Origin of the sequence: Methylobacterium sp. 2A (assembly GCF_009806555.1) — a bacterium.
Taxonomy (GTDB): domain Bacteria; phylum Pseudomonadota; class Alphaproteobacteria; order Rhizobiales; family Beijerinckiaceae; genus Methylobacterium.
In genome coordinates, this window is the sequence record NZ_VUOK01000064.1 from 97309 (window position 1) to 115471 (window position 18163).

The following is an 18163-nucleotide window of genomic DNA, read 5'->3' on the forward strand; positions in this document are numbered from 1 at the left end:
GGCCTATCCGTGTCCCTACGCCACCGCGGCCTTGAGCGCCGCCGCCACGCGCTTCAGCCCGGCTTCGAGATCGCCCTTGATGTGGACCCGCAGCGCCCGCCGGCCACGCTCGGCCAGCACGGCGAAGTCGCCCCGCGCCTGCGCGGCCACCACGGTACTGAAACCGAGCTTCCGGCCGGGGATCGGCAGGTCCTCCGACGGATCCGCGGTGATCTGCAGGAACACGCCGGTATCCGGCCCGCCCTTGTAGGCCTGGCCCGTGGAGTGCAGGAAGCGCGGCCCGAATTCCAGGCAGGTCGCCACCTTCCGGGCGTCACGCACCGCGATCCGGGCCTCCTGCAGGATATCCGCCGTCCGCGCGTCGCGCGGCACGTAGGCGAGGAGGGCGAGGTAATCGCCGTCCTTCAGGCGGGCGACCTGCGCCTTCAGCGCCGCGTCCAGCCCCTCCGAGGCCTGCTTCAGCCCCTCGGCGTTCTTCGGGTCGGCGTAGAGGGCGATGGTGTCATCCGAGAAGAGCGGCGTCTCCGAGGGTAGGGACCCGCTGGCCTCGGCCTCCGCGAACAGCTTCTTGGTCTCGACCTTGCTGGCCTCGACATCGGGCTGGTCGAACGGGTTGATGCCGATCACCGCGCCGGCGACCGCGGTCGCCATCTCCAGGCGGTAGAATTCCTGCGGCAGCTGCTCGACGGAATCGAGGGTGATGCGGGCGATCGGGTGACCGTCGCGCTCCAGGGCACGCAGGGCCTCGTCCTGCGCCACCTCGGCATGCCCGTCGAGGCGCAGGTAGAGGAAGAACCGGTCGTGCCCGTAGACCGCCGGGACGCCGACGGGCTCCCCGTCCACCGGCACGAGGCCCTTGCCCTGCTTGCCGGTCGATTCCGCGATCAATTGCTCGGCCCAGGCGCCGAAGCTCTCGATCGCCGGCGAGGCGATGACCGTCACCTTGTCGCGGCCGGCGAGCGCCGCGGCGCCGATGGCGGTGCCGAGCAGAACGCCGGGGTTCACCGCGGGCGGCACGACCGGGCCGCAGGAGCGGACCATGATGCGCGCCCGCTCCAACAGATCCTTCACGTCGAGGCCCATGGCGGCCGCCGGCACCAGACCGAAGGCGGAGAGCACCGAGTAGCGGCCGCCAATCTGCTTCACCCCGTAGAAGATCTTTTTGAAATAATCCGCCTTGGCGGCGCGCTCCATGTCGGAGCCCGGGTCGGTCACCGCCACGAAGTGCTCGCCGGCCTTCTCGCCGAGCACGTCCTTCGCGCGGGCCAGGAAGTAATCGCGGAAGACGTTCGGCTCCAGCGTCGAGCCGGACTTCGACGCCACGATGAACAGCGTCCTGGCCAGATCGATGCTCTGCTCCAGCGCACGGACCTGATCGGGATGGGTCGAGTCGAGGATCTGCAGCTTCGGAAAACCCTCGCGCGGGCCGTAGGTCAGGCTCAGCACCTCCGGGCCGAGGCTCGACCCGCCCATGCCGAGCACCACCGCGTCGGTGAAGCCCTGGCTCTTCACCCAGTCGGAGAAGGCGGCATAGTCGGCGGCCTTCTCAAGCTCCTCTTCGACGATGTGCAGCCAGCCGAGCCAGTTCGCCTCGTCGCGGCCGGACCAGACCGATGCATCGCCCGCCCAGAGGCGGCGGATCGCGCCGCTCGCCCGCCAGGACTCGACGGTCTTCTTGGCCTCGTTCGCCAGCGTCTCGTCCATGGCGAGGCTCTGGCCGTCCAGCCGGTGCCCCAGCAGAGCCGCGCGCTTGCCCGCGACGGCGCCGAGGAGGTTGTCGGCCGCGTCGATGAACAGCTGGACGCCCTCGCGCACCAATTGCTCGGCGATCTTCTCGATATCGATGCCGGTCCGGGCGAGCTTGGCCATTACGGCCTCGGCGCCCGGCACATCCTCCTCGATCGTCGCCCGGACCACGCCGTGGTCGCGGAACGCGTCCATGGTGGCCGGCGGCATGGTGTTGACGGTGTTCGGGCCGATCAGCTCCTCGACATAGAGCACGTCGGAATAGGCCTTGTTCTTCACGCCCGTGGAGGCCCAGAGCAGCCGCTGCGCCTTGGCGCCCTTCTCGGCGAGCGCCGTCCACTTGGACTCGGCGAAGATGCGCTTGTAGCGCTGGTAGGCGAGCTTGGCGTTGGCGATCGCCACCTTGCCCTTGAGCTGCTCCAGGGCGATCTTCTCGTCAGGGTCGTTGGCCTCAGCGATCTTCTCGTCCAGAAGCTTGTCGACCAGCACGTCGATGCGGCTGATGAAGAAGCTCGCCACGCTCGCGATCCGCGACACGTCGTGGCCGGCCTTCGCACGCGCATCGAGACCGTCGATGAAGGCGCGGGCCACCGCCTCGTAGGCCTCCTGCGAGAACAGCAGGGTGACGTTGATCGAGATGCCCTCGCTGGTGAGCTGGCGGATCGCCGGGATGCCCTCGGGCGTCGCCGGCACCTTCACCATCAGGTTGTCGCGCGAGACCGCCTTGTGCAGGCGCCGCGCCTCGGCCAACGTCTCCTCGGTGTCGAGGGCGAGGTAGGGCGAGACCTCAAGGCTGACATAGCCGTCGGCCCCGTCGCTCGCCTCGTAGACCGGGCGCAGCACGTCGGCGGCCGCCTGGATGTCGGCGATGGCCAGCCCCTCGTAGAGGTCGATGACCCGGCTGTCGCCGGTCTCCTGCACCGCCTTGAGGCTCGCATCGTACTCGTCCGAGTGGCCGATCGCCTTCTCGAAGATCGACGGGTTGGAGGTCACGCCCCGAAGGCCGTCCCGCTCCACGAGCTGCTTCAGCTCACCCTTCTGGATGAAGCCGCGGGCCACGAAATCGAGCCAGACCGCTTGATCCTGTTCGTCGTGCAGGGCCTTGAGCGCGTTCATGTCGTTTCCTCGTCTCGCGTGCCGCACTGACCGGACCCTCTCCCTCCCCCTCTGCGGGGGAGGGTGGCCCCTGCGTCAGCAGGGGTCGGGAGAGGGGAACCCGGCTTCAGGAAAGGTCGCGGCTTTCACGCAGCACAGAGCGATATCCTGTACCGTCGCTCCCCTCTCCCGACCCCCTTCGGGGGCCACCCTCCCCCGCAAAGGGAGGAGGGAAACCGTCGCGCAGCGGTCATCACCGCTTATGCTTGGCCACCTGAGCCTTCGCGGCCTCCAGTACCTTCTCCGGGGTAAAGCCGAACTTGGTCTGGAGATCCTTGATCGGCGCCGAGGCACCGAACGTGTGCATGCCGATGATCGTGCCCTCGGAGCCTGCGTAGCGGTCCCAGCCGATCACGCTGCCCTGCTCGACCGCCACCCGCGCCTTGACGGAGGGCGGCAGCACCGAGTCGCGGTAGGCCTGATCCTGACGCTCGAACAACTCCCAGGACGGCATCGAGACCACGCGGGCCTTCACGCCGTCCGCCGTCAGCGCCTCGTAGGCGCCGACGCAGAGCTGGACCTCGGATCCGGCGCCCAGCAGGATCACGTCGGGCGTACCCTCGCAATCGGCCAGCACGTAGCCGCCCTTGGCGGTTCCCGCGGCCGCACCGTATTTCGCGCGGTCGAGGGTCGGCAGGGGCTGACGCGAGAGCGCCAGCACCGCCGGCTGGTTCTTCAACGAAAAGATCACCCGGTAGGCCTCGGCGACCTCGTTGGCGTCGGCCGGGCGCAGGGTGATGAGGCCCGGGATGCAGCGCAGCGACAGGAGCTGCTCCACCGGCTGGTGGGTCGGCCCGTCCTCGCCCACGCCGATCGAATCGTGCGTGAAGATGTGGAAGATCGGCAGTTCCATTAAGGCGGCGAGCCGGATCGGCGGGCGCATGTAGTCGGCGAAGACCAGGAAGGTCGCGCCGTAGGCCCGCAGCCCCGAGAGGCCCAAGCCATTCACGATCGAACCCATGGCGTGCTCGCGGACGCCGAAATGCAGGTTGCGCCCGCCCGGCGAGAACGGGCCGAAGGAGCCTGCGCCCTCGAAGGTGAGGTTCGACTTGTTGGACGGCGCGAGATCCGCCGAGCCGCCGAGCAGGAACGGCACGTGCTGGGCAATGGCGTTCAGCACCTTGCCGGAGGATTCGCGGGTGGCGAGGCCCTTGGCGTCGGGCTCGAAGACCGGGATGTCCTTGTCCCAGCCCTCCGGCAGGCGGCCCTCCAGGAAGGCGTTCAGGTCCTCGGCATGCGCGGGATCGGCCGCCTTCGCCTTGCCGAGCAGGCCCTGCCACGCATCGTAGAGGGCGGCACCGCGCTTGCCGATGCCGTCGCGAAAGTTCTCCTGCACGCCGTCGGGCACGAGGAACTGCGCGTCCTCCGGCCAGCCATAGGCGCGCTTGGCGCCCTTCACCTCGTCCGGCCCGAGGGCGTCCGAATGGGCCTTCGGCGTGCCCTGCTTGTTCGGCGCGCCGTAGCCGATCACCGACTTGACGATGATCAGGGTCGGCCGGTCGTTCGTCGCCAGGAAGGTCTCGATCGAGCCCGCGAGCGCGTGGACGTCGTTGGCGTCGGCGACGCGCAGAACCTGCCAGCCATAGGCCAGGAACCGGGTCGCCACTTCCTCGCCGAAGGCCAGTTCCGTGTGGCCCTCGATGGTGATGGTGTTGTCGTCGTAGATCCAGCAGAGGTTGCCGAGCCGCAGGTGGCCGGCGAGCGAGGCCGCCTCCGAGGCCACGCCCTCCATCAGGTCGCCGTCCGAGCAGACCGCGTAGACGTTGTAGTCGAACAGCGGCAGGTCCGGCCGGTTCAGGTGCCGGCCGAGGTAGCGGCTGCCCATCGCCATGCCGACCGAGTTGGCGACACCCTGGCCGAGCGGGCCGGTGGTGGTCTCGACGCCGGTGGTGAAGTGGTATTCCGGATGGCCCGGGGTGCGGCTGTCGAGCTGGCGGAATTTCTTGATATCGTCCAGCGTCACGGCTGGTGCGTTGCCGCCGTCGCTCTCGGCCACATTGGCGAGGTGCAGCAGCGCGTAGAGCAGCATCGAGGCGTGGCCGCAGGACAGCACGAACCGATCGCGATTCGGCCAGTGCGGATGCGCCGGGTCGTAGCGCAGGTAGCGGTTCCACAGGGTGTAGGCCACGGGCGCGAGGCCCATCGGCGCCCCGGCATGGCCGGAATTGGCCTTCTGCACCGCGTCGATCGCGAGCGTGCGGATCGTGTTGATGCTGAGCGAGTCGATCTCAGCGAGGGCCGCCTTGGCGGGAGTGTCAGCACCGCTCATGGTTTTACGTCTTCCAGTTCGCCTTGCGCGTGCCGTTTGTCGGCCTCGCGCTGCCGCAGGACGGCGGGGGGAGCTCCGTTGCCCTTACCACCCTGCCGATCCGCCGGCCCCTCGCCGCGCGTATAGCTGAGGAGCGTGTTGACGAGCGCCACGTGGGTGAAGGCCTGCGGGAAGTTACCCACAAGGCGCTTGGCTTGCACGTCGTATTCCTCGCTGACGAGGCCGAGATCGGTGCAGATGCCGATCAGGCGCTCGATGATCGTCCGCGCCTCGTCCCGCCGGCCGAGGCCGATCAGGTTGTCGGCGTACCAGAACGTGCAGGGCAGGAACGCCCCCTCGTTGCCCTTGAGGCCGTCGGTGCTCTGCCCCTCGGTCTCGTAGCGGAGGATGAAGCCGTCCCGCATCAGGCCCTTGCCGATCGCCTCGACGGTGCCGACGACGCGCGGATCGTCCTGCGGCAGGAAGCCGGTATGGGCCATCAGCAGCAGGCTCGCGTCGAGCGCCTTCGAGCCGTAGGACTGGACGAAGCTGTTGAGCCCGGGATCGAACCCCTTCTCGCAGACCTCGGCGTGGATCTGATCGCGCACCGCCCGCCAGCGCTTGGCGTGCTCCTCCGTCGCGCTGGATTGGTGCATCTCGTGCATGCGCAGGGCCCGGTCGAACGCCACCCAGGCCATCACCTTCGAGTGGGTGAAGTGGCGCGGTCCGCCGCGCACCTCCCAGATCCCCTCGTCGGGCCGATGCCACGCCGTTTCCAGATGGGACAGGATGGCGAATCCGACCCGACGCCCGTCCTCGCTCACCGGCAGGCCGCGGGCATGGGCCTGATAGAGCGCGTCGAACAATTCGCCGTAGACGTCGAGCTGGAACTGGTTCGCCGCCGCGTTGCCGATCCGCACGGGCTTGGAGTTCTCGTAGCCGGGCAGCCAGTCGAGCTCGATCTCGGGCAGCAGCCGTTCGCCGCCGATCCCGTAAAGGATATGCGCCTGCTCGGGGTTGCCGGCCACGGCCCGCAGCAGCCAGCCGAGCCAGTTGCGCGCCTCGTCGATATAGCCCGCATCCATCAGGGCGATGAGCGTCAGCGTCGAATCGCGCAGCCAGCAGAACCGGTAATCCCAGTTGCGCTCGCCGCCGAGCCCCTCCGGCAGGGAGGCGGTCGGCGCCGCCACGATGCCGCCCGTGGGCTCGTAGATCAGCGCCTTGAGGGTCAGCAGGGAGCGCTGGAGCATCCGGTCCCAGGCCGTGCCGCCGGCGCAGCGACTCGACCAGTCGCGCCAGCCCTGATCGGCGATCTCGAGGGCCTTGCGTGGCTCGATCGGGGGCGGATCGTCCTCGTGGGAGGGGCCGTAGCTCAGCACGAACCGGTGCTTGTCCCCGGCCTGGACAGTGAATTCGGCGACCGTGGTCTGCGCGTCCGAGCCCTTGAGGTGAACATCCGTGCGCAGCACGACCTTGTGCGGACCCGAGACGGCGCGCAGGTCGCCGAGTTCCGAGCGCGACACCCAGGGCACCGCCGAGCCGTAATCGAACCGGACCGCCATCTCCATCCGCATGGCGACGCGGCCGTGAATCCCATCGATCAGCCGCACGAGGTGCGATCCGTCGCCGACCGGCATGAAATCGGTGACCAGAACCTCGCCCTGTCGGGTGATGTGCCGCGTTTCGAGCACGAGGCTGCCCGGCCGGTAGGACCAGCGCGTCTCGACGTGCTCGGCCACTGGACAGATCTTCCAGAACCCGTGCGCCTCCGTCCCCAGCAGACTGGTGAACAGGGCGGCCGCGTCGAAGCGCGGCCAGCACAGCCAATCGACGCTGCCTTGCCGACTGATCAGCGCTGCGCTGCGGCAATCCCCGACAAGCGCGTAATCCTCAATGCGTGCAGCCATCCGGCCCCGGCTCCGGTCAGCGGCCGGAAGCCCAAGCCGTCCGCTGCGACGCACCTAGGACAAGCCCGCGGAAGGTCCAGAGGAGCGCCGCCCCGGTCGCCTGTCCCCGGGGAGGAGCGGGAGGAGGGGACGACGCGGTTTTCTTCCGGCCAACCCGCTCAGGCCGCAGCCCGATCGAGACAGCGCCACCGCCGGAGCTGCGCGGTTGCCGCCGCAGATCGAGCGGATGTCGCGATCCGGTCGTCCCATTCGATTTGCCGGGCCAGCCGCGACGGCATGCCGAACACGACCAGCATCCTTCGCGCTCGATCCAGCGCGTTTGAAGCATTCATAGATCAAGGATTTCGGCACTCACAATAAGCCCCGGCCACAACCCGAAATTGAAACGCGGATTTATCTTCTGCTTCCTGCAGGACAACGCCATTTTCTCCATCACGATCCTGATCTGGCCCCCGATTTGCTTTGCCGACGACATCCTTCACATCGGGTTCGGGAAGTGAACAGGGTGGCAGAGGCAACAGGATTCAGCCGTCGCAAGCTCATCGCCATGGTCGGCGCTGCGGCCGGGAGTGCGGTCGCCTATCAGGTCATGACCAACCTCGGCTTCGCCGCCGAATCGCCCTATCGCGGGCCGATCAAGCTCGAGGGCGATCCCAAGGGCGCCTCGGTGCTGGTCCTCGGGGCGGGGCTCGCCGGCATGACCGCGGCGCTGGAGTTGCACCGGGCCGGCTACCGGGTCGAGATCCTCGAATACAACACCCGTGCCGGCGGCCGGAACTGGTCGCTGCGCGGCGGCGACACCTACACGGAACTGGGGGGCGCCACGCAGCGCTGCGCCTTCGACGAGGGCCTCTACCTCAATCCCGGCCCCTGGCGGATCCCCTACCACCACCACGGCGTGCTCGATTACTGTCGGCGGCTCGGGGTGCAGCTGGAGCCGTTCATCCAGCTCAATCACAACGCGTTCGTGCACAGCGCGACGGCCTTCGGGGGAGCGCCGCAGCGGATCCGCACGGTCAAGACCGATTTCGATGGCGCCACCGCCGAGCTGCTGGCCAAGGCCACCCGCAAAGGCGCGCTGGACGCGCAGGTCTCCCGGGAAGATCAGGAGATCCTGATCGAGGCGCTGCGGTCGCTCGGCGGCCTCGACAAGGACCTTGCCTACCGGGCCGGACCCGTATCCTCGGAATTCCGGGGCTACGCCCGCGACCCCGGCGGCGGGCTCTCGGCGCGTCCGGCGGACGGCGAGCCGATGGCGCTGCACGACATCCTGACCTCGCGGCTCTGGCGCGGGCTGCAGAATTTCCTGCTGTACGAGTTCCAGACCACGATGTTCCAACCGGTCGGCGGCATGGGCCGGATCGGCGAGGCCTTCGCCCGCGCCCTGCCGCCGAACACGATCCGGTACGGCGCCAAGGTCACGGAGATCGCCCAGGATGCCCACGGCGTCACCGCCACCTACCGGGAGCAGGGGCCGGGCGGCGCGGTGCGGCAGGTCCATGCCGATTGGTGCGTCTGCGCCCTGCCGCTGACGGTGCTGAGCCAGATCCCGACCCAGGTCGGCCCGAAGATGAAGGCCGCGATCGACGCGGTGCCCTATGCCTCTTCGGTCAAGATCGGCCTGCAGTTCAAGCGGCGCTTCTGGGAAGAGGACGAGCACATCTTCGGCGGCATTTCCTACACCGACCTGCCGATCCGCCAGATCTCCTATCCCTCGTCCGGCTACAACGCCGGCGGCAAGGGCGTGCTGCTCGGCGCCTATACCTGGAACGGGCCGGTCTCCTACGAATTCACGGCGCTGAGCCCGGATGAGCGCGTGCGCCGGGCTGTTGCCTACGGCAGCCAGATCCACCCGCAATACCGCACCGAGTTCGAGACCGGCATCGCGGTGGCCTGGCACCGGGTGCCCTTCACCCTCGGCTGCGCCGGCGACTGGACCGACGAGGCCCGGGCCGAGCACTACGACAATCTCTGCGCGATCGACGGGCGGATCATGCTCGCCGGCGAGCACGCCTCGTACATCCCCGCCTGGCAGGAGGGGGCGATCCTCTCGGCGCTCGACGCGGTCACGCGGCTTCACAAGAGGGTTCTGGCGGCATGATCCGGTCTTCGATCACCCGAACCATCGCGCTGCTTCTCGCCACCGGAGCGGCCGCACAGGAACCGCCGCCCACGAAGGCCGTCGCATCGGCCGAACCCGCGATGAGCACGGGAAACCGCTTCACCGAGGCCGGGGGCGAGGCGCTCTACGTCCAGATCTGCGCCGCCTGCCATCAGGCGGGCGGCAAGGGCGCGGTCGGCGCGGCCGCCTATCCCGCGCTCGCCGGCGACGCACGCCTCGCGAGCGCCAGCTATCCCGTCACGGTGATGCTCTACGGCCTGCGCGGGATGCCCGCGCTGGGGCGCATGATGAGCGACGCACAGGTGGCGGAGGTGGTGAACTACGTCCGCACCCATTTCGACAATCACTACGGCGACGCGGTCGCCCCCGAGGATGTGAAGGCGGCACGGCCATGATCGGACGCACCCTGATTGCTGCAGCCCTGGCGCTCGCCCTCGGGGCCGGGCCGGCGCTGGCCGAGGACATCGTCCGGCACCCGATCCCGGGCTCGGACTTCCCGATCTCGGAATCGATCGAGGTGCCGGCGGGGCGCGCCACGGTCTATCTCAGCGGCTTCGGGCCGGCGGTGGCGAATCCCGGCGCCGAGAAGAACTCGATCGCCGCCTTCGGGGATACCCGCGCCCAGACCGCCTCGACCCTGGCGTCGATCGAGGCGGCCCTCAAGCGCGTGAACCTGTCGCTGCGCGACGTGGTGAAGATGACGGTGTATCTGGTCGGCGATCCGGCCAAGGGCGGCCGCATGGACTTCGCCGGCCTGATGGAGGCCTACCGCGAGAAGTTCGGGACGGCGGCCCAGCCGAACCTGCCGACCCGCTCGGCCGTCCAGGTCGCGGCGCTCGCCAATCCGGGCTGGCTGGTGGAGATCGAGGTCACCGCCGTGCGGCCCTGACCGGGGCCCAGCGCGGTCGTGCGCGGGTCAGCGCTGGCCCATCAGCGCCGGCCCGTCACCGCAGGCACTCGGCCACCGTCAGGGACACGCTGCTCCGGACCGCCGCAGCACCGTCCCGCATGAGGTCGGCCGCATCGCCGACGACCCGTGCGGCAGGGGCAAGGGTCTCGGCCACGGTATCGGCGAACGGCAGGGCCGGCAGCGGGATCGACACGTCGCCGGCCGGCTCCGCGGCCTCCGCGTGGGCGGCGGCGAACGGGTCGGTGCCGCGTTGCGGGGCCTCCGGGCATCGCCGCCCCGGGCAGGCGCGCCGGTTCGCGGCGGCGAGCCGCGGTGCCGGCCGAACCGAACCGATGCGAGGCGCGGAACCGGCGGCCTTCGGGGCCGAATCACCGAGCGGGAAGGCTTCAGCGAAAACCAGGGCGGCCGGAAGACGACCCGGTGAAGCGGCACTGGCGGGCGGCTGCGCGAACGCAGTCGTGGTCGCCGCCGCCGGGATCTCCGCGAGGGATTGCGTCGTGAGCGGATCCGCCTGCGCGCGCTCCGCCCGCGGCGCCTGGGGGTTCGTCGATGACGGGCAGTAGAACGAGGCCACCCCCAGGACGGCGATGACCGCCAGGGTCGGCAGGAACGGCATCGTGACGCGGGCGGTGCCGGCGTCCGTAAGAGCGGGCTTGTCTGGCCTGCGCATCCGAATCACCGATCCCCTGGCCGTTCCGAGGCCCGCAGGATGGAGCCCGCAATGCGGCAGAAACGGGACGCTTTCTTTTCGCCGCCGTTGCAGGCCAGCGCAAACGACGGGGGACGACGACGCCGGCCCCGCTTTTCCGGCGCGGCCGGCGGAGGGCATATACCTTGCTTCGCCTCGCGGGCCCGGTTCGGGCCGATCCCGCCGTACCGACCCGCCCCGAACCGGGCTCCGATGACTGAAACAAGCCTCACCGTCGCCGTGATCGATCCGAGCCGCGCCCGTGCGGCGATTCTCGAGGAGGGTTTGCGCGCGGCAGGCGTCGGCCGCGTCGTGGTCATCCCCGATACCGTCGACCTGATGGAGCGCGTCACCGCCCTCAAGCCCGACGTCGTGGTCATTCATCTGGAGAGCCCGAGCCGGGACATCCTGGAGCAGATGTCGGGGGTCTCGCGACAGGTCGAGCGGCCGGTGGCGATGTTCGTCGACCGCTCGGACACCACCATGATGCAGGCCGCCGTCGATGCCGGGATCTCGGCCTACGTGGTCGACGGGCTGCGGGCCGAGCGGATCAAGTCGATCCTCGACATCGCGATCCTGCGCTTCAACGCCTTCGCGCGGCTGCAGCGCGAACTCTCCGAGGCGCGGGGCGAACTCGCCGACCGCAAGCTGATCGAGCGCGCCAAGGGCATCCTGATGAGCATGAAGGGCCTCACGGAGGACGAGGCGTACAAGCAGCTGCGCCGCAAGGCCATGAACGAGAAGCGCAAGATCGCCGACATCGCCCGGGCGATCGTCACAACCGCGGATCTGCTCGGATGAGGCTCCAGCTCGGCTACGTCCCGCTCTGCGACGCCGCGCCCCTGATCGTGGCGCACGAACTCGGCTTCGCCCGGGCCGAGGGCCTCGAACTCGATCTCACCGCCGAACCCTCCTGGGCGACGTTGCGCGACCGGCTGGCGCTGGGCCATCTCGACGGCGCCCACATGCTGGCGCCGCTGGCGCTGGCGAGCCGGCTCGGCCTGTCGGGACCGCCCTCGGACCTGATCGTGCCGATGCAGCTCAGCCTCAACGGCAACGCCATCACGCTGTCGCGCAGCCTCTGGGACGCCATGGCCCCTGAGAGCGAGGAGGCCGTCGCGGTCGCCCGCGCCTTCGCCCGCGTGGCGGAGGAGCGGCGCGCCTCCGGGCAGCCCCTGACGTTGGGCACCGTTCACCCGTTCTCGTGCCACAGCTACCAATTGCGGCTGTTCGCCGAGGCCGGCGGGCTCGATCCGGCGGCGTTCCGCACCGTCGTGGTGCCGCCCCAATACAGCGTCGAGACCCTGGCGCGGGGCCTCGTGGACGGCTTCTGCGCGGGCGCCCCCTGGAACGACGTGGCGGTGGCGGCCGGCCACGGGCGCATCGCGGTGCTCGGCAGTGCCCTGGCGCCGGATGCCCCCGAGAAGGTGCTGGCCATGTCCGAGCGGCTCGACGGTTCGATCCTGCCGTTGGTCCGCGCGGTGGCGCGGGCCGGGCGCTGGTGCGCCGATCCCGAGAACCGCGCGGAACTGATCCATCGCCTCGCCTACCGGACCTACCTCGCTCTCGATGCGGCGATCATCGCCCGCACCTTCGCGGACGCTTCGACCGGGCAGCCGGGCGCCGGAGCAGGGCCGACATTCGGCGCGGCGATTCAGGAGCCGCAGCCGGCACATGCGCGGTGGCTCCTCGCGCAGATGCAGGCCGCGCATCAGATCGCGGATCGGATCTCGCTCGAAGCCGCGATCCCGACCGTTTACAGGCCCGATCTCTATCGCGCGGCGGTCGCTGACCTCTGAGCCAGGCGACGGCGAAGCTCTTTCGTCACGAAGCAACGTCGCAGGCCCGCGCGGGTCCGGAACGTCAGGCGGGCTGGCCCGTTGTGTTTGCGCCATGCCCGGATGCCGCAAACTCGATACTGGCTCGTATTCGTCGCATCCTCCGATGCGCGATGAGCTTCGTCGTCACATCTACCGCGGCGGCAGGCCCCCTCGGGCAAGCAACGACAACCGTCGCGCCGGTGGCAGCCGCGGGTGGTATTGGGCGCTGATGGTCGGCGCGATGCCGACGATCGGCCTTCTGGCCGTCCTTTCGGTGCTCATCTGATAGGCGACTCCGTGAGAGGCGCGGTTGGCCGAGCCGCGCATGCGCCCGACGCTATCTCCGCGACCAGCGGACCGATCGTTCAGGCAGGCATAATCTGCGCAGGCCAGCCTACAGACATGCCTTGATGGCATCGCCGTCGACCGCAGGCATAGCCGCGGCCGGGCGGCCCCGCGCCGGTATCCGCGCGCCTGATGATTTAACCGTCAGAGCCCGCTTTTTGTGCAGCGCACTTTGCGCACCCGCTCCGCCGTCCCCCTGCGACCGGATTGCATTTTCGTCAGCGGCTCCGTGACCTAGCGTCGAGCCGCCGAACTGGCACGGAAGCTGCTTCATCCCATCCGTCCGTCAACGGCGACGGACAGCGCCGTCAGCGAGGCCGCTGATCCGGTTCTCCTGGGGCTTGAAGCCTGCCCGGGGAGGCACCGGCAGCGGCTTTTTCGTGGGCGGTCCGCCAACGATCCTGCAATCGAGGTTCCAGACGCGACCGAGCGATGGCGACATCCCCTATCGACACACGCATACACGACGCGCGTAGCCAGACCGGCCTGCCGCGCGAGAGGCTCGTCGTCGTCGGCAACGGCATGGCCTCGCTGCGCTTCCTTGAGCGCCTGACCGAGGGGGCCCCCGGCCGCTTCGACGTGACCTGCGTCGGCGCCGAGCCCCAGGCCGCCTACAACCGGGTGCTGCTCTCCTCGCTGCTCGGCGGCGAGGTCGATGAGGCGGCCTGCGCGTTCCGGGGCCTCGACTGGTACGCGGCCCACGGCATCCGCCTGATCACCGGCGCGCCGGTCACCCAGATCGACCGGGAGAACGGGCTGGTCATCGTGGGCGAGACGCATGTCCTGCCCTTCGACAAGCTGGTCCTTGCGGTCGGATCGCTGCCGATCCGCCTGCCCAAGCCCGGCATGGATCTGCCCGGCATCATCACGTTTCGCGATCTCGCCGACGTGGCGGCGATCCGCCGGGCCGCCGTGCAGCACGCCAGGGCGATCGTGATCGGCGGCGGCCTGCTGGGCCTCGAAGCCGCGGTCGGCCTCGCCCGGCTCGGGGTCGACACGACGCTGCTCCACGTCATGGACCGCCTGATGGAGCGCCAGCTCGACCCCCACGCCGCCGGGCTGGTGAAGCGCGCCATGGAGGCCCGCGGCGTGAAGGTTCTCCTGAACGCCGATACCGCCCGGGTCGAGGGCGACGGCCGCGTCGAGCGCCTCGTCCTGGCGGACGGGACCGTCATACCGGTCGACCTCGTGGTGATGTCCGTGGGCGTGCGCCCCTCGGTGGCGCTGGCGCAGGCCGCCGGGCTCGCGACCGGCCGCGGCATCACGGTCGACGACCGGATGACGACCTCCGATCCGCGCATTTTCGCCCTGGGCGAATGCGCCGAGCACCGCGGGATGGTCTACGGCCTCGTCGAGCCCGCCTACGAGCATGCCGACACGCTGGCCCGCCACCTCGCCGGCCAGCCGGCCGAGTATCGGGGCACGTCCCTGGCGACGAGCCTCAAGGTCTCGGGCCTGCCGGTCTTCTCGGCCGGCATCGTGGACACGCCGGAGGACGCCGAGGCGATCGTGCTCTCCGATCCCGGCGCCGGCCTCTACCGCAAGCTGCTGGTGCGCGAGGGCAAGCTGATCGGCGCGGTGTTCGTGGGCGACATCGCCGAGCAGGCGGCCTGCAAGCGCCTGATCCGCACGGGCGATCCGATCGAGAACGTGGACGACCTGATGTTCGGGTGCCCCGCGCCCGAGCCGCTGGCCGCTTAGGGAGGCACGCGATGGCCGAGACCAACACCCAGAAAGCCGCGGGCGCATTCGACGCCGAGCAGAAGCGCTACCTCGAAGGGTTCGCCTCCGGGATCGCCGCCGTGCGGATGACCGGCGGCCTCGCCGGCGGGGCGGGCGCGGCCGCGCCGCCCGCCGAGCCCACCGGCCCGGACGCGATCCACATCAAGGCGCAGGACCGGACCGTCAAAGAGGGCGGCAAGCTCTGCGAGCAGGAGAAGTGGAAGCGCGCCGAGAACCCGTTCGACGGCCACAACCGTCTGATCCAGGAGGCCGCCGCCGGCAAGCAGCCGAAGCCCGAGGACAATTTCCGCTGGCGCTACCACGGCCTGTTCTGGGTCGCGCCCAACCAGGTCTCGTACATGTGCCGGCTGCGCATCCCGAACGGGATCCTGCACCATTGGCAGTTCGCGGGTGTCGCCGACCTCGCCGACCAGCATGGCGGCGGCTACGTCCATGTGACCACGCGGGCGAACCTGCAGGTGCGCGAGATCAGCCCGGAGCATGCCCAGCCCTTCCTCGACGGGCTCACCGATATCGGCCTGACCGCCCGGGGCTCCGGCGCCGACAACATCCGCAACGTCACCGGCTCCTCGACCGCCGGCATCGACGCGCAGGAGCTGCTGGACACGCGCCCGCTCGCCAAGTCCTGGCACAATTGGATCCTGAACGACCGCTCGCTCTACGGGCTGCCGCGCAAGTTCAACGTCGCCTTCGACGGCAGCGGCGTGATGCCGACGCTCGAGGAGACCAACGACATCGGATTCCAGGCCGTGGAGGTTCTGGAGGGTGCCGCGGTGCCGCCGGGCATCTACATGCGCCTCGTGCTCGGCGGCATCTCGGGCCACCGGGACCTCGCCCGCGACACCGGCATCGTGCTGAAGCCGGAAGACTGCAATGCGGTCGCCGACGCGATCATCCGGGTGTTCATCGAGAACGGCGACCGCACCAACCGCAACAAGAGCCGGATGAAGTACGTGCTCGACACCTGGGGCTTCGACAAGTACCTCGCCGCCGTCGAGGACAAGCTCGGCCGCAAGCTCGACCGGGTCGCGCCGGAGCACGTCGCGCCGCGTAAACCCACCGACCGCTACGCCCATGTCGGCGTCCACGCCCAGAAGCAGCCGGGTCTCAACTGGATCGGCGTCGTCCTGCCGGTCGGCAAGATGACGAGCGATCAGGTCCGGGCGCTGGCGCGGATCGCGGCCGAGTGCGGCGACGGCCAGATCCGCCTGACCGTCTGGCAGAACTTCATCTTCTCGGGCGTGCCGGATGCCAAGGTCGCCGAGGTGGAGGCTCGCGTGGAAGCGCTCGGCCTGACCACCAAGGCCGCGGGCATCCGCTCCGGCCTCGTGGCCTGCACGGGCGCGCGGGGCTGCAAGTTCGCGGCCTCCGACACGAAGGGCCACGCCCTCATCATCGCCGACCACATCGAGAAGGCCGTGCCGAACCTCGACGTGCCGGTGAACGTCCACCTCACCGGCTGCCACCACAGCTGCGCCCAGCACTACATCGGCGATATCGGGCTGATCGGCGCCAAGGTCGTGGTCTCCGAGGAGGGCGACACCGTCGAGGGCTACGACATCGTGGTCGGCGGCGGCTTCGCCGAGAACCCGAAGATCGGCACCGAGATCTGGAAGGCCGTGAAGGCCGAGGACTGCCCGGGCCGGGTCGAGGCGCTGCTGCGCGCCTATCTCGACCGCCGCCAGGGGCCCGACGAGAGCTTCCAGGCCTTCACCAGCCGCACCGGCGCGGAGGCGCTCCGCGACGCCGCCGAGGACCAGCCCGCCCTGAAGGCCGCCGCATGACCCAGCACGTCTCGCCCCCCCTCGTCCTGATCCCCGAGACCGCGCCCTTCAACGAGGACCAGCGCGCTTGGCTCTCGGGCTACTTCGCGGCGCTCCTCGGTCCGGCCATCGAGGGCGCCACGGCGCTGGCGCCCGGCGAAGGCCCGGCGACGGGTCCGAAGCTCGCCGACAACGACGACGCGCCTTGGCACGACCCGTCGGTGCCGATCGGCGAGCGGATGGCGATGGCCAAGGACCGGCCCGAGCCGCAGAAGCTGATGGCCGCCATGGCGCAGCAGGATTGCGGCCAGTGCGGCTACAACTGCGCCGACTACGCCAACGCGATCTTCCTCAAGAACGAGGAGCGCCTGAATCTTTGCCAGCCCGGCGGCAAGGAGACCCTGCGCATGCTCAAGAAGCTGGAGGAGGAGTTCGGCGCCGCCGGGGGCACGCCGGCTGCCCCGAAAGCGGAGGGCGACGCCCCGAAGAAGGCGGCCGATCTCGGCCCGCTCGGCTATTGCCGCGAGAACCCGGTCGAGGCCCTGTTCCTGTCCCGCCGCCGCCTCAACGAGCCGGGCGGCGAGAAGGAGACGTGGCACATCGAGATCGGCCTCGACGGCACGCCGATCCAGTACGAGGTCGGCGATTCGCTGGGCCTGTTCCCCGCCAACGCCCCGGCTTTGGTGGACGCGGTGATCGCGGAGCTCGGCGCTCGGCCGGAACGGGTGATCGGGGAAAAGACCCTGCGCGAGCACCTGCTGATCAACTACGCGTTGGGTGCAGCGCCCGACAACCTCTACCAGCTCCTGTCGCTGCTCACCTCCGGCGCGGCGCGCAAGAAGGCGCAGGCTTTGGCCTCCGGCGAGGATCCGGACGGCGACGCCGCCTATCTCGACGTGCTCGGCGCGCTGCACAAGTTCCCGGGCGCCCGGCCCGATGCCGAGGTGTTTCTGGAAGCGCTCGACGAGTTGCAGCCGCGGCTCTACTCGATCTCGTCCTCGCCCAAGATGGATGTCGGCTGCGTCTCGCTGACGGTGGATGCGGTGCGCTACAATCACCGCTCGCGGCTGCGGCTCGGCGTGGCCTCGACCCATCTCGGCGAGCGCCTGCCCGAGCAGACCAAGGTCAAGGTCTACCTTCAGAAGGCGCACGGCTTCGGTCTGCCGGCGGATCTGTCGAAGGACGTGATCATGTGCGGTCCGGGCACCGGCATCGCGCCGTTCCGGGCCTTTTTGCGCGAGCGCGCCGCCACGCAGGCGCCGGGCCGCAACTGGCTGTTCTACGGCCACCAGCGCCAGGCGAGCGACTTCTTCTACAAGGACGAGCTGACCAAGCTGAAGGACGACAAGGTGCTCACCCGCCTGTCGCTGGCCTGGTCCCGCGACGGCACCGAGAAGACCTACGTCCAGGACCGGATGCGCGAGAACGGCGCCGAGTTGTGGAAGTGGCTGGAGGGCGGCGCGCATTTCTACGTCTGCGGCGATGCCAAGCGCATGGCCAAGGACGTCGAGCGGGCGATCATCGACGTGGCGGCGCAGTTCGGCGGCAAGAGCCCCGAGGACGCGGTGGCGTATCTCGCGGCCTTGAAGAAGGCCGGGCGGTATCAGGCCGACGTGTACTGAGGCGCGACGTGCTCTCCTCCCCCTTGCGGGGAGGAGTTGGAGGTGGGGGTGGCGCAGGATGGGGCTCGGGCGTTGCCTTCTGCGCCACCCCCAC

At 69.7% G+C, this 18163-nt stretch carries 14 protein-coding genes; 9 read left to right on the forward strand and 5 right to left on the reverse strand.

Annotated features, from left to right (window positions below; all coding sequences use genetic code 11):
• Window positions 1–15: 15 nt before the first annotated feature.
• The 4 genes from FVE89_RS30075 to FVE89_RS30090 form a co-directional block, all read right to left on the reverse strand.
• Window positions 16–2862, reverse strand: coding sequence for a bifunctional transaldolase/phosoglucose isomerase (locus FVE89_RS30075; protein WP_161393821.1), 2847 nt, complete (start codon window positions 2860–2862; stop codon window positions 16–18).
• 232 nt (window positions 2863–3094) lie between these two features.
• Window positions 3095–5170, reverse strand: coding sequence for a transketolase (gene tkt / locus FVE89_RS30080; protein WP_161393822.1), 2076 nt, complete (start codon window positions 5168–5170; stop codon window positions 3095–3097).
• On the reverse strand, window positions 5167–7056 hold the full coding sequence (locus tag FVE89_RS30085) for a glycoside hydrolase family 15 protein (RefSeq protein ID WP_161393823.1): 1890 nt from the start codon (window positions 7054–7056) through the stop codon (window positions 5167–5169). Before FVE89_RS30085 ends, tkt begins: the two co-directional genes overlap by 4 nt.
• Window positions 7057–7214: 158 nt before the next feature.
• Window positions 7215–7352 (reverse strand): hypothetical protein, encoded by a 138-nt coding sequence (locus FVE89_RS30090; RefSeq protein WP_161393824.1) that lies wholly within the window; start codon window positions 7350–7352, stop codon window positions 7215–7217.
• 251 nt (window positions 7353–7603) lie between these two features.
• Here FVE89_RS30090 and FVE89_RS30095 point away from each other — a divergent pair, with 251 nt between their 5' ends.
• The 3 genes from FVE89_RS30095 to FVE89_RS30105 all read left to right on the forward strand — a co-directional run bounded on the left by FVE89_RS30095 (window position 7604) and on the right by FVE89_RS30105 (window position 10067).
• Window positions 7604–9157 carry a flavin monoamine oxidase family protein gene (locus tag FVE89_RS30095; protein ID WP_161393851.1) on the forward strand — a complete coding sequence of 518 codons (1554 nt, stop codon included), beginning with the start codon at window positions 7604–7606 and terminating at the stop codon, window positions 9155–9157.
• A 101-nt stretch (window positions 9158–9258) separates the two neighbouring features.
• The gene (locus FVE89_RS30100; protein ID WP_246731244.1) at window positions 9259–9573 is read left to right on the forward strand and encodes a cytochrome c; all 315 of its coding nucleotides are present in this window, start codon (window positions 9259–9261) and stop codon (window positions 9571–9573) included.
• Window positions 9570–10067 carry a RidA family protein gene (locus tag FVE89_RS30105; RefSeq protein WP_161393826.1) on the forward strand — a complete coding sequence of 166 codons (498 nt, stop codon included), beginning with the start codon at window positions 9570–9572 and terminating at the stop codon, window positions 10065–10067. The genes FVE89_RS30100 and FVE89_RS30105 overlap by 4 nt, the downstream gene beginning before the upstream one ends.
• A gap of 55 nt (window positions 10068–10122) precedes the next feature.
• On the opposite strand, the gene FVE89_RS30110 is transcribed toward FVE89_RS30105, so the two are convergent.
• Complete coding sequence (locus tag FVE89_RS30110; RefSeq protein ID WP_161393827.1) at window positions 10123–10758, reverse strand: hypothetical protein; 636 nt, start codon at window positions 10756–10758, stop codon at window positions 10123–10125.
• Window positions 10759–10989: 231 nt separating this feature from the next.
• Between FVE89_RS30110 and FVE89_RS30115 the strand changes: the two genes are divergently transcribed.
• The 6 genes from FVE89_RS30115 to FVE89_RS30140 all read left to right on the forward strand — a co-directional run bounded on the left by FVE89_RS30115 (window position 10990) and on the right by FVE89_RS30140 (window position 18069).
• Entirely contained in the window at window positions 10990–11577 is a 588-nt protein-coding gene (locus tag FVE89_RS30115) for an ANTAR domain-containing protein (protein ID WP_161393828.1), read from the forward strand.
• Window positions 11574–12575, forward strand: coding sequence for a CmpA/NrtA family ABC transporter substrate-binding protein (locus FVE89_RS30120; protein ID WP_161393829.1), 1002 nt, complete (start codon window positions 11574–11576; stop codon window positions 12573–12575). The genes FVE89_RS30115 and FVE89_RS30120 overlap by 4 nt, the downstream gene beginning before the upstream one ends.
• Window positions 12576–12720: 145 nt before the next feature.
• A complete protein-coding gene (locus FVE89_RS30125) occupies window positions 12721–12882 on the forward strand; it encodes a hypothetical protein (protein WP_161393830.1) in 162 nt (53 codons plus the stop codon).
• 491 nt (window positions 12883–13373) lie between these two features.
• Window positions 13374–14642, forward strand: a complete 1269-nt coding sequence (locus FVE89_RS30130) for an FAD-dependent oxidoreductase (RefSeq protein WP_161393831.1) — start codon at window positions 13374–13376, stop codon at window positions 14640–14642.
• An 11-nt stretch (window positions 14643–14653) separates the two neighbouring features.
• Window positions 14654–16468 (forward strand): NirA family protein, encoded by a 1815-nt coding sequence (locus FVE89_RS30135; RefSeq protein ID WP_161393832.1) that lies wholly within the window; start codon window positions 14654–14656, stop codon window positions 16466–16468.
• Window positions 16465–18069, forward strand: coding sequence for a sulfite reductase subunit alpha (locus FVE89_RS30140; RefSeq protein WP_161393833.1), 1605 nt, complete (start codon window positions 16465–16467; stop codon window positions 18067–18069). The genes FVE89_RS30135 and FVE89_RS30140 overlap by 4 nt, the downstream gene beginning before the upstream one ends.
• Window positions 18070–18163 lie beyond the last annotated feature (94 nt).

Bases quoted from the DNA above. Each gene is read 5' to 3' on its own strand.
- FVE89_RS30090 (WP_161393824.1), bottom strand. From the start codon at position 7,352: ATGCTGGTCGTGTTCGGCATGCCGTCGCGGCTGGCCCGGCAAATCGAA.
- FVE89_RS30100 (WP_246731244.1), top strand. From the start codon at position 9,259: ATGAGCACGGGAAACCGCTTCACCGAGGCCGGGGGCGAGGCGCTCTAC.
- tkt (WP_161393822.1), bottom strand. From the start codon at position 5,170: ATGAGCGGTGCTGACACTCCCGCCAAGGCGGCCCTCGCTGAGATCGAC.
- FVE89_RS30130 (WP_161393831.1), top strand. From the start codon at position 13,374: ATGGCGACATCCCCTATCGACACACGCATACACGACGCGCGTAGCCAG.
- FVE89_RS30095 (WP_161393851.1), top strand. From the start codon at position 7,604: ATGGTCGGCGCTGCGGCCGGGAGTGCGGTCGCCTATCAGGTCATGACC.
- FVE89_RS30105 (WP_161393826.1), top strand. From the start codon at position 9,570: ATGATCGGACGCACCCTGATTGCTGCAGCCCTGGCGCTCGCCCTCGGG.
- FVE89_RS30125 (WP_161393830.1), top strand. From the start codon at position 12,721: ATGCGCGATGAGCTTCGTCGTCACATCTACCGCGGCGGCAGGCCCCCT.
- FVE89_RS30085 (WP_161393823.1), bottom strand. From the start codon at position 7,056: ATGGCTGCACGCATTGAGGATTACGCGCTTGTCGGGGATTGCCGCAGC.
- FVE89_RS30115 (WP_161393828.1), top strand. From the start codon at position 10,990: ATGACTGAAACAAGCCTCACCGTCGCCGTGATCGATCCGAGCCGCGCC.
- FVE89_RS30075 (WP_161393821.1), bottom strand. From the start codon at position 2,862: ATGAACGCGCTCAAGGCCCTGCACGACGAACAGGATCAAGCGGTCTGG.
- FVE89_RS30135 (WP_161393832.1), top strand. From the start codon at position 14,654: ATGGCCGAGACCAACACCCAGAAAGCCGCGGGCGCATTCGACGCCGAG.
- FVE89_RS30110 (WP_161393827.1), bottom strand. From the start codon at position 10,758: ATGCGCAGGCCAGACAAGCCCGCTCTTACGGACGCCGGCACCGCCCGC.
- FVE89_RS30140 (WP_161393833.1), top strand. From the start codon at position 16,465: ATGACCCAGCACGTCTCGCCCCCCCTCGTCCTGATCCCCGAGACCGCG.
- FVE89_RS30120 (WP_161393829.1), top strand. From the start codon at position 11,574: ATGAGGCTCCAGCTCGGCTACGTCCCGCTCTGCGACGCCGCGCCCCTG.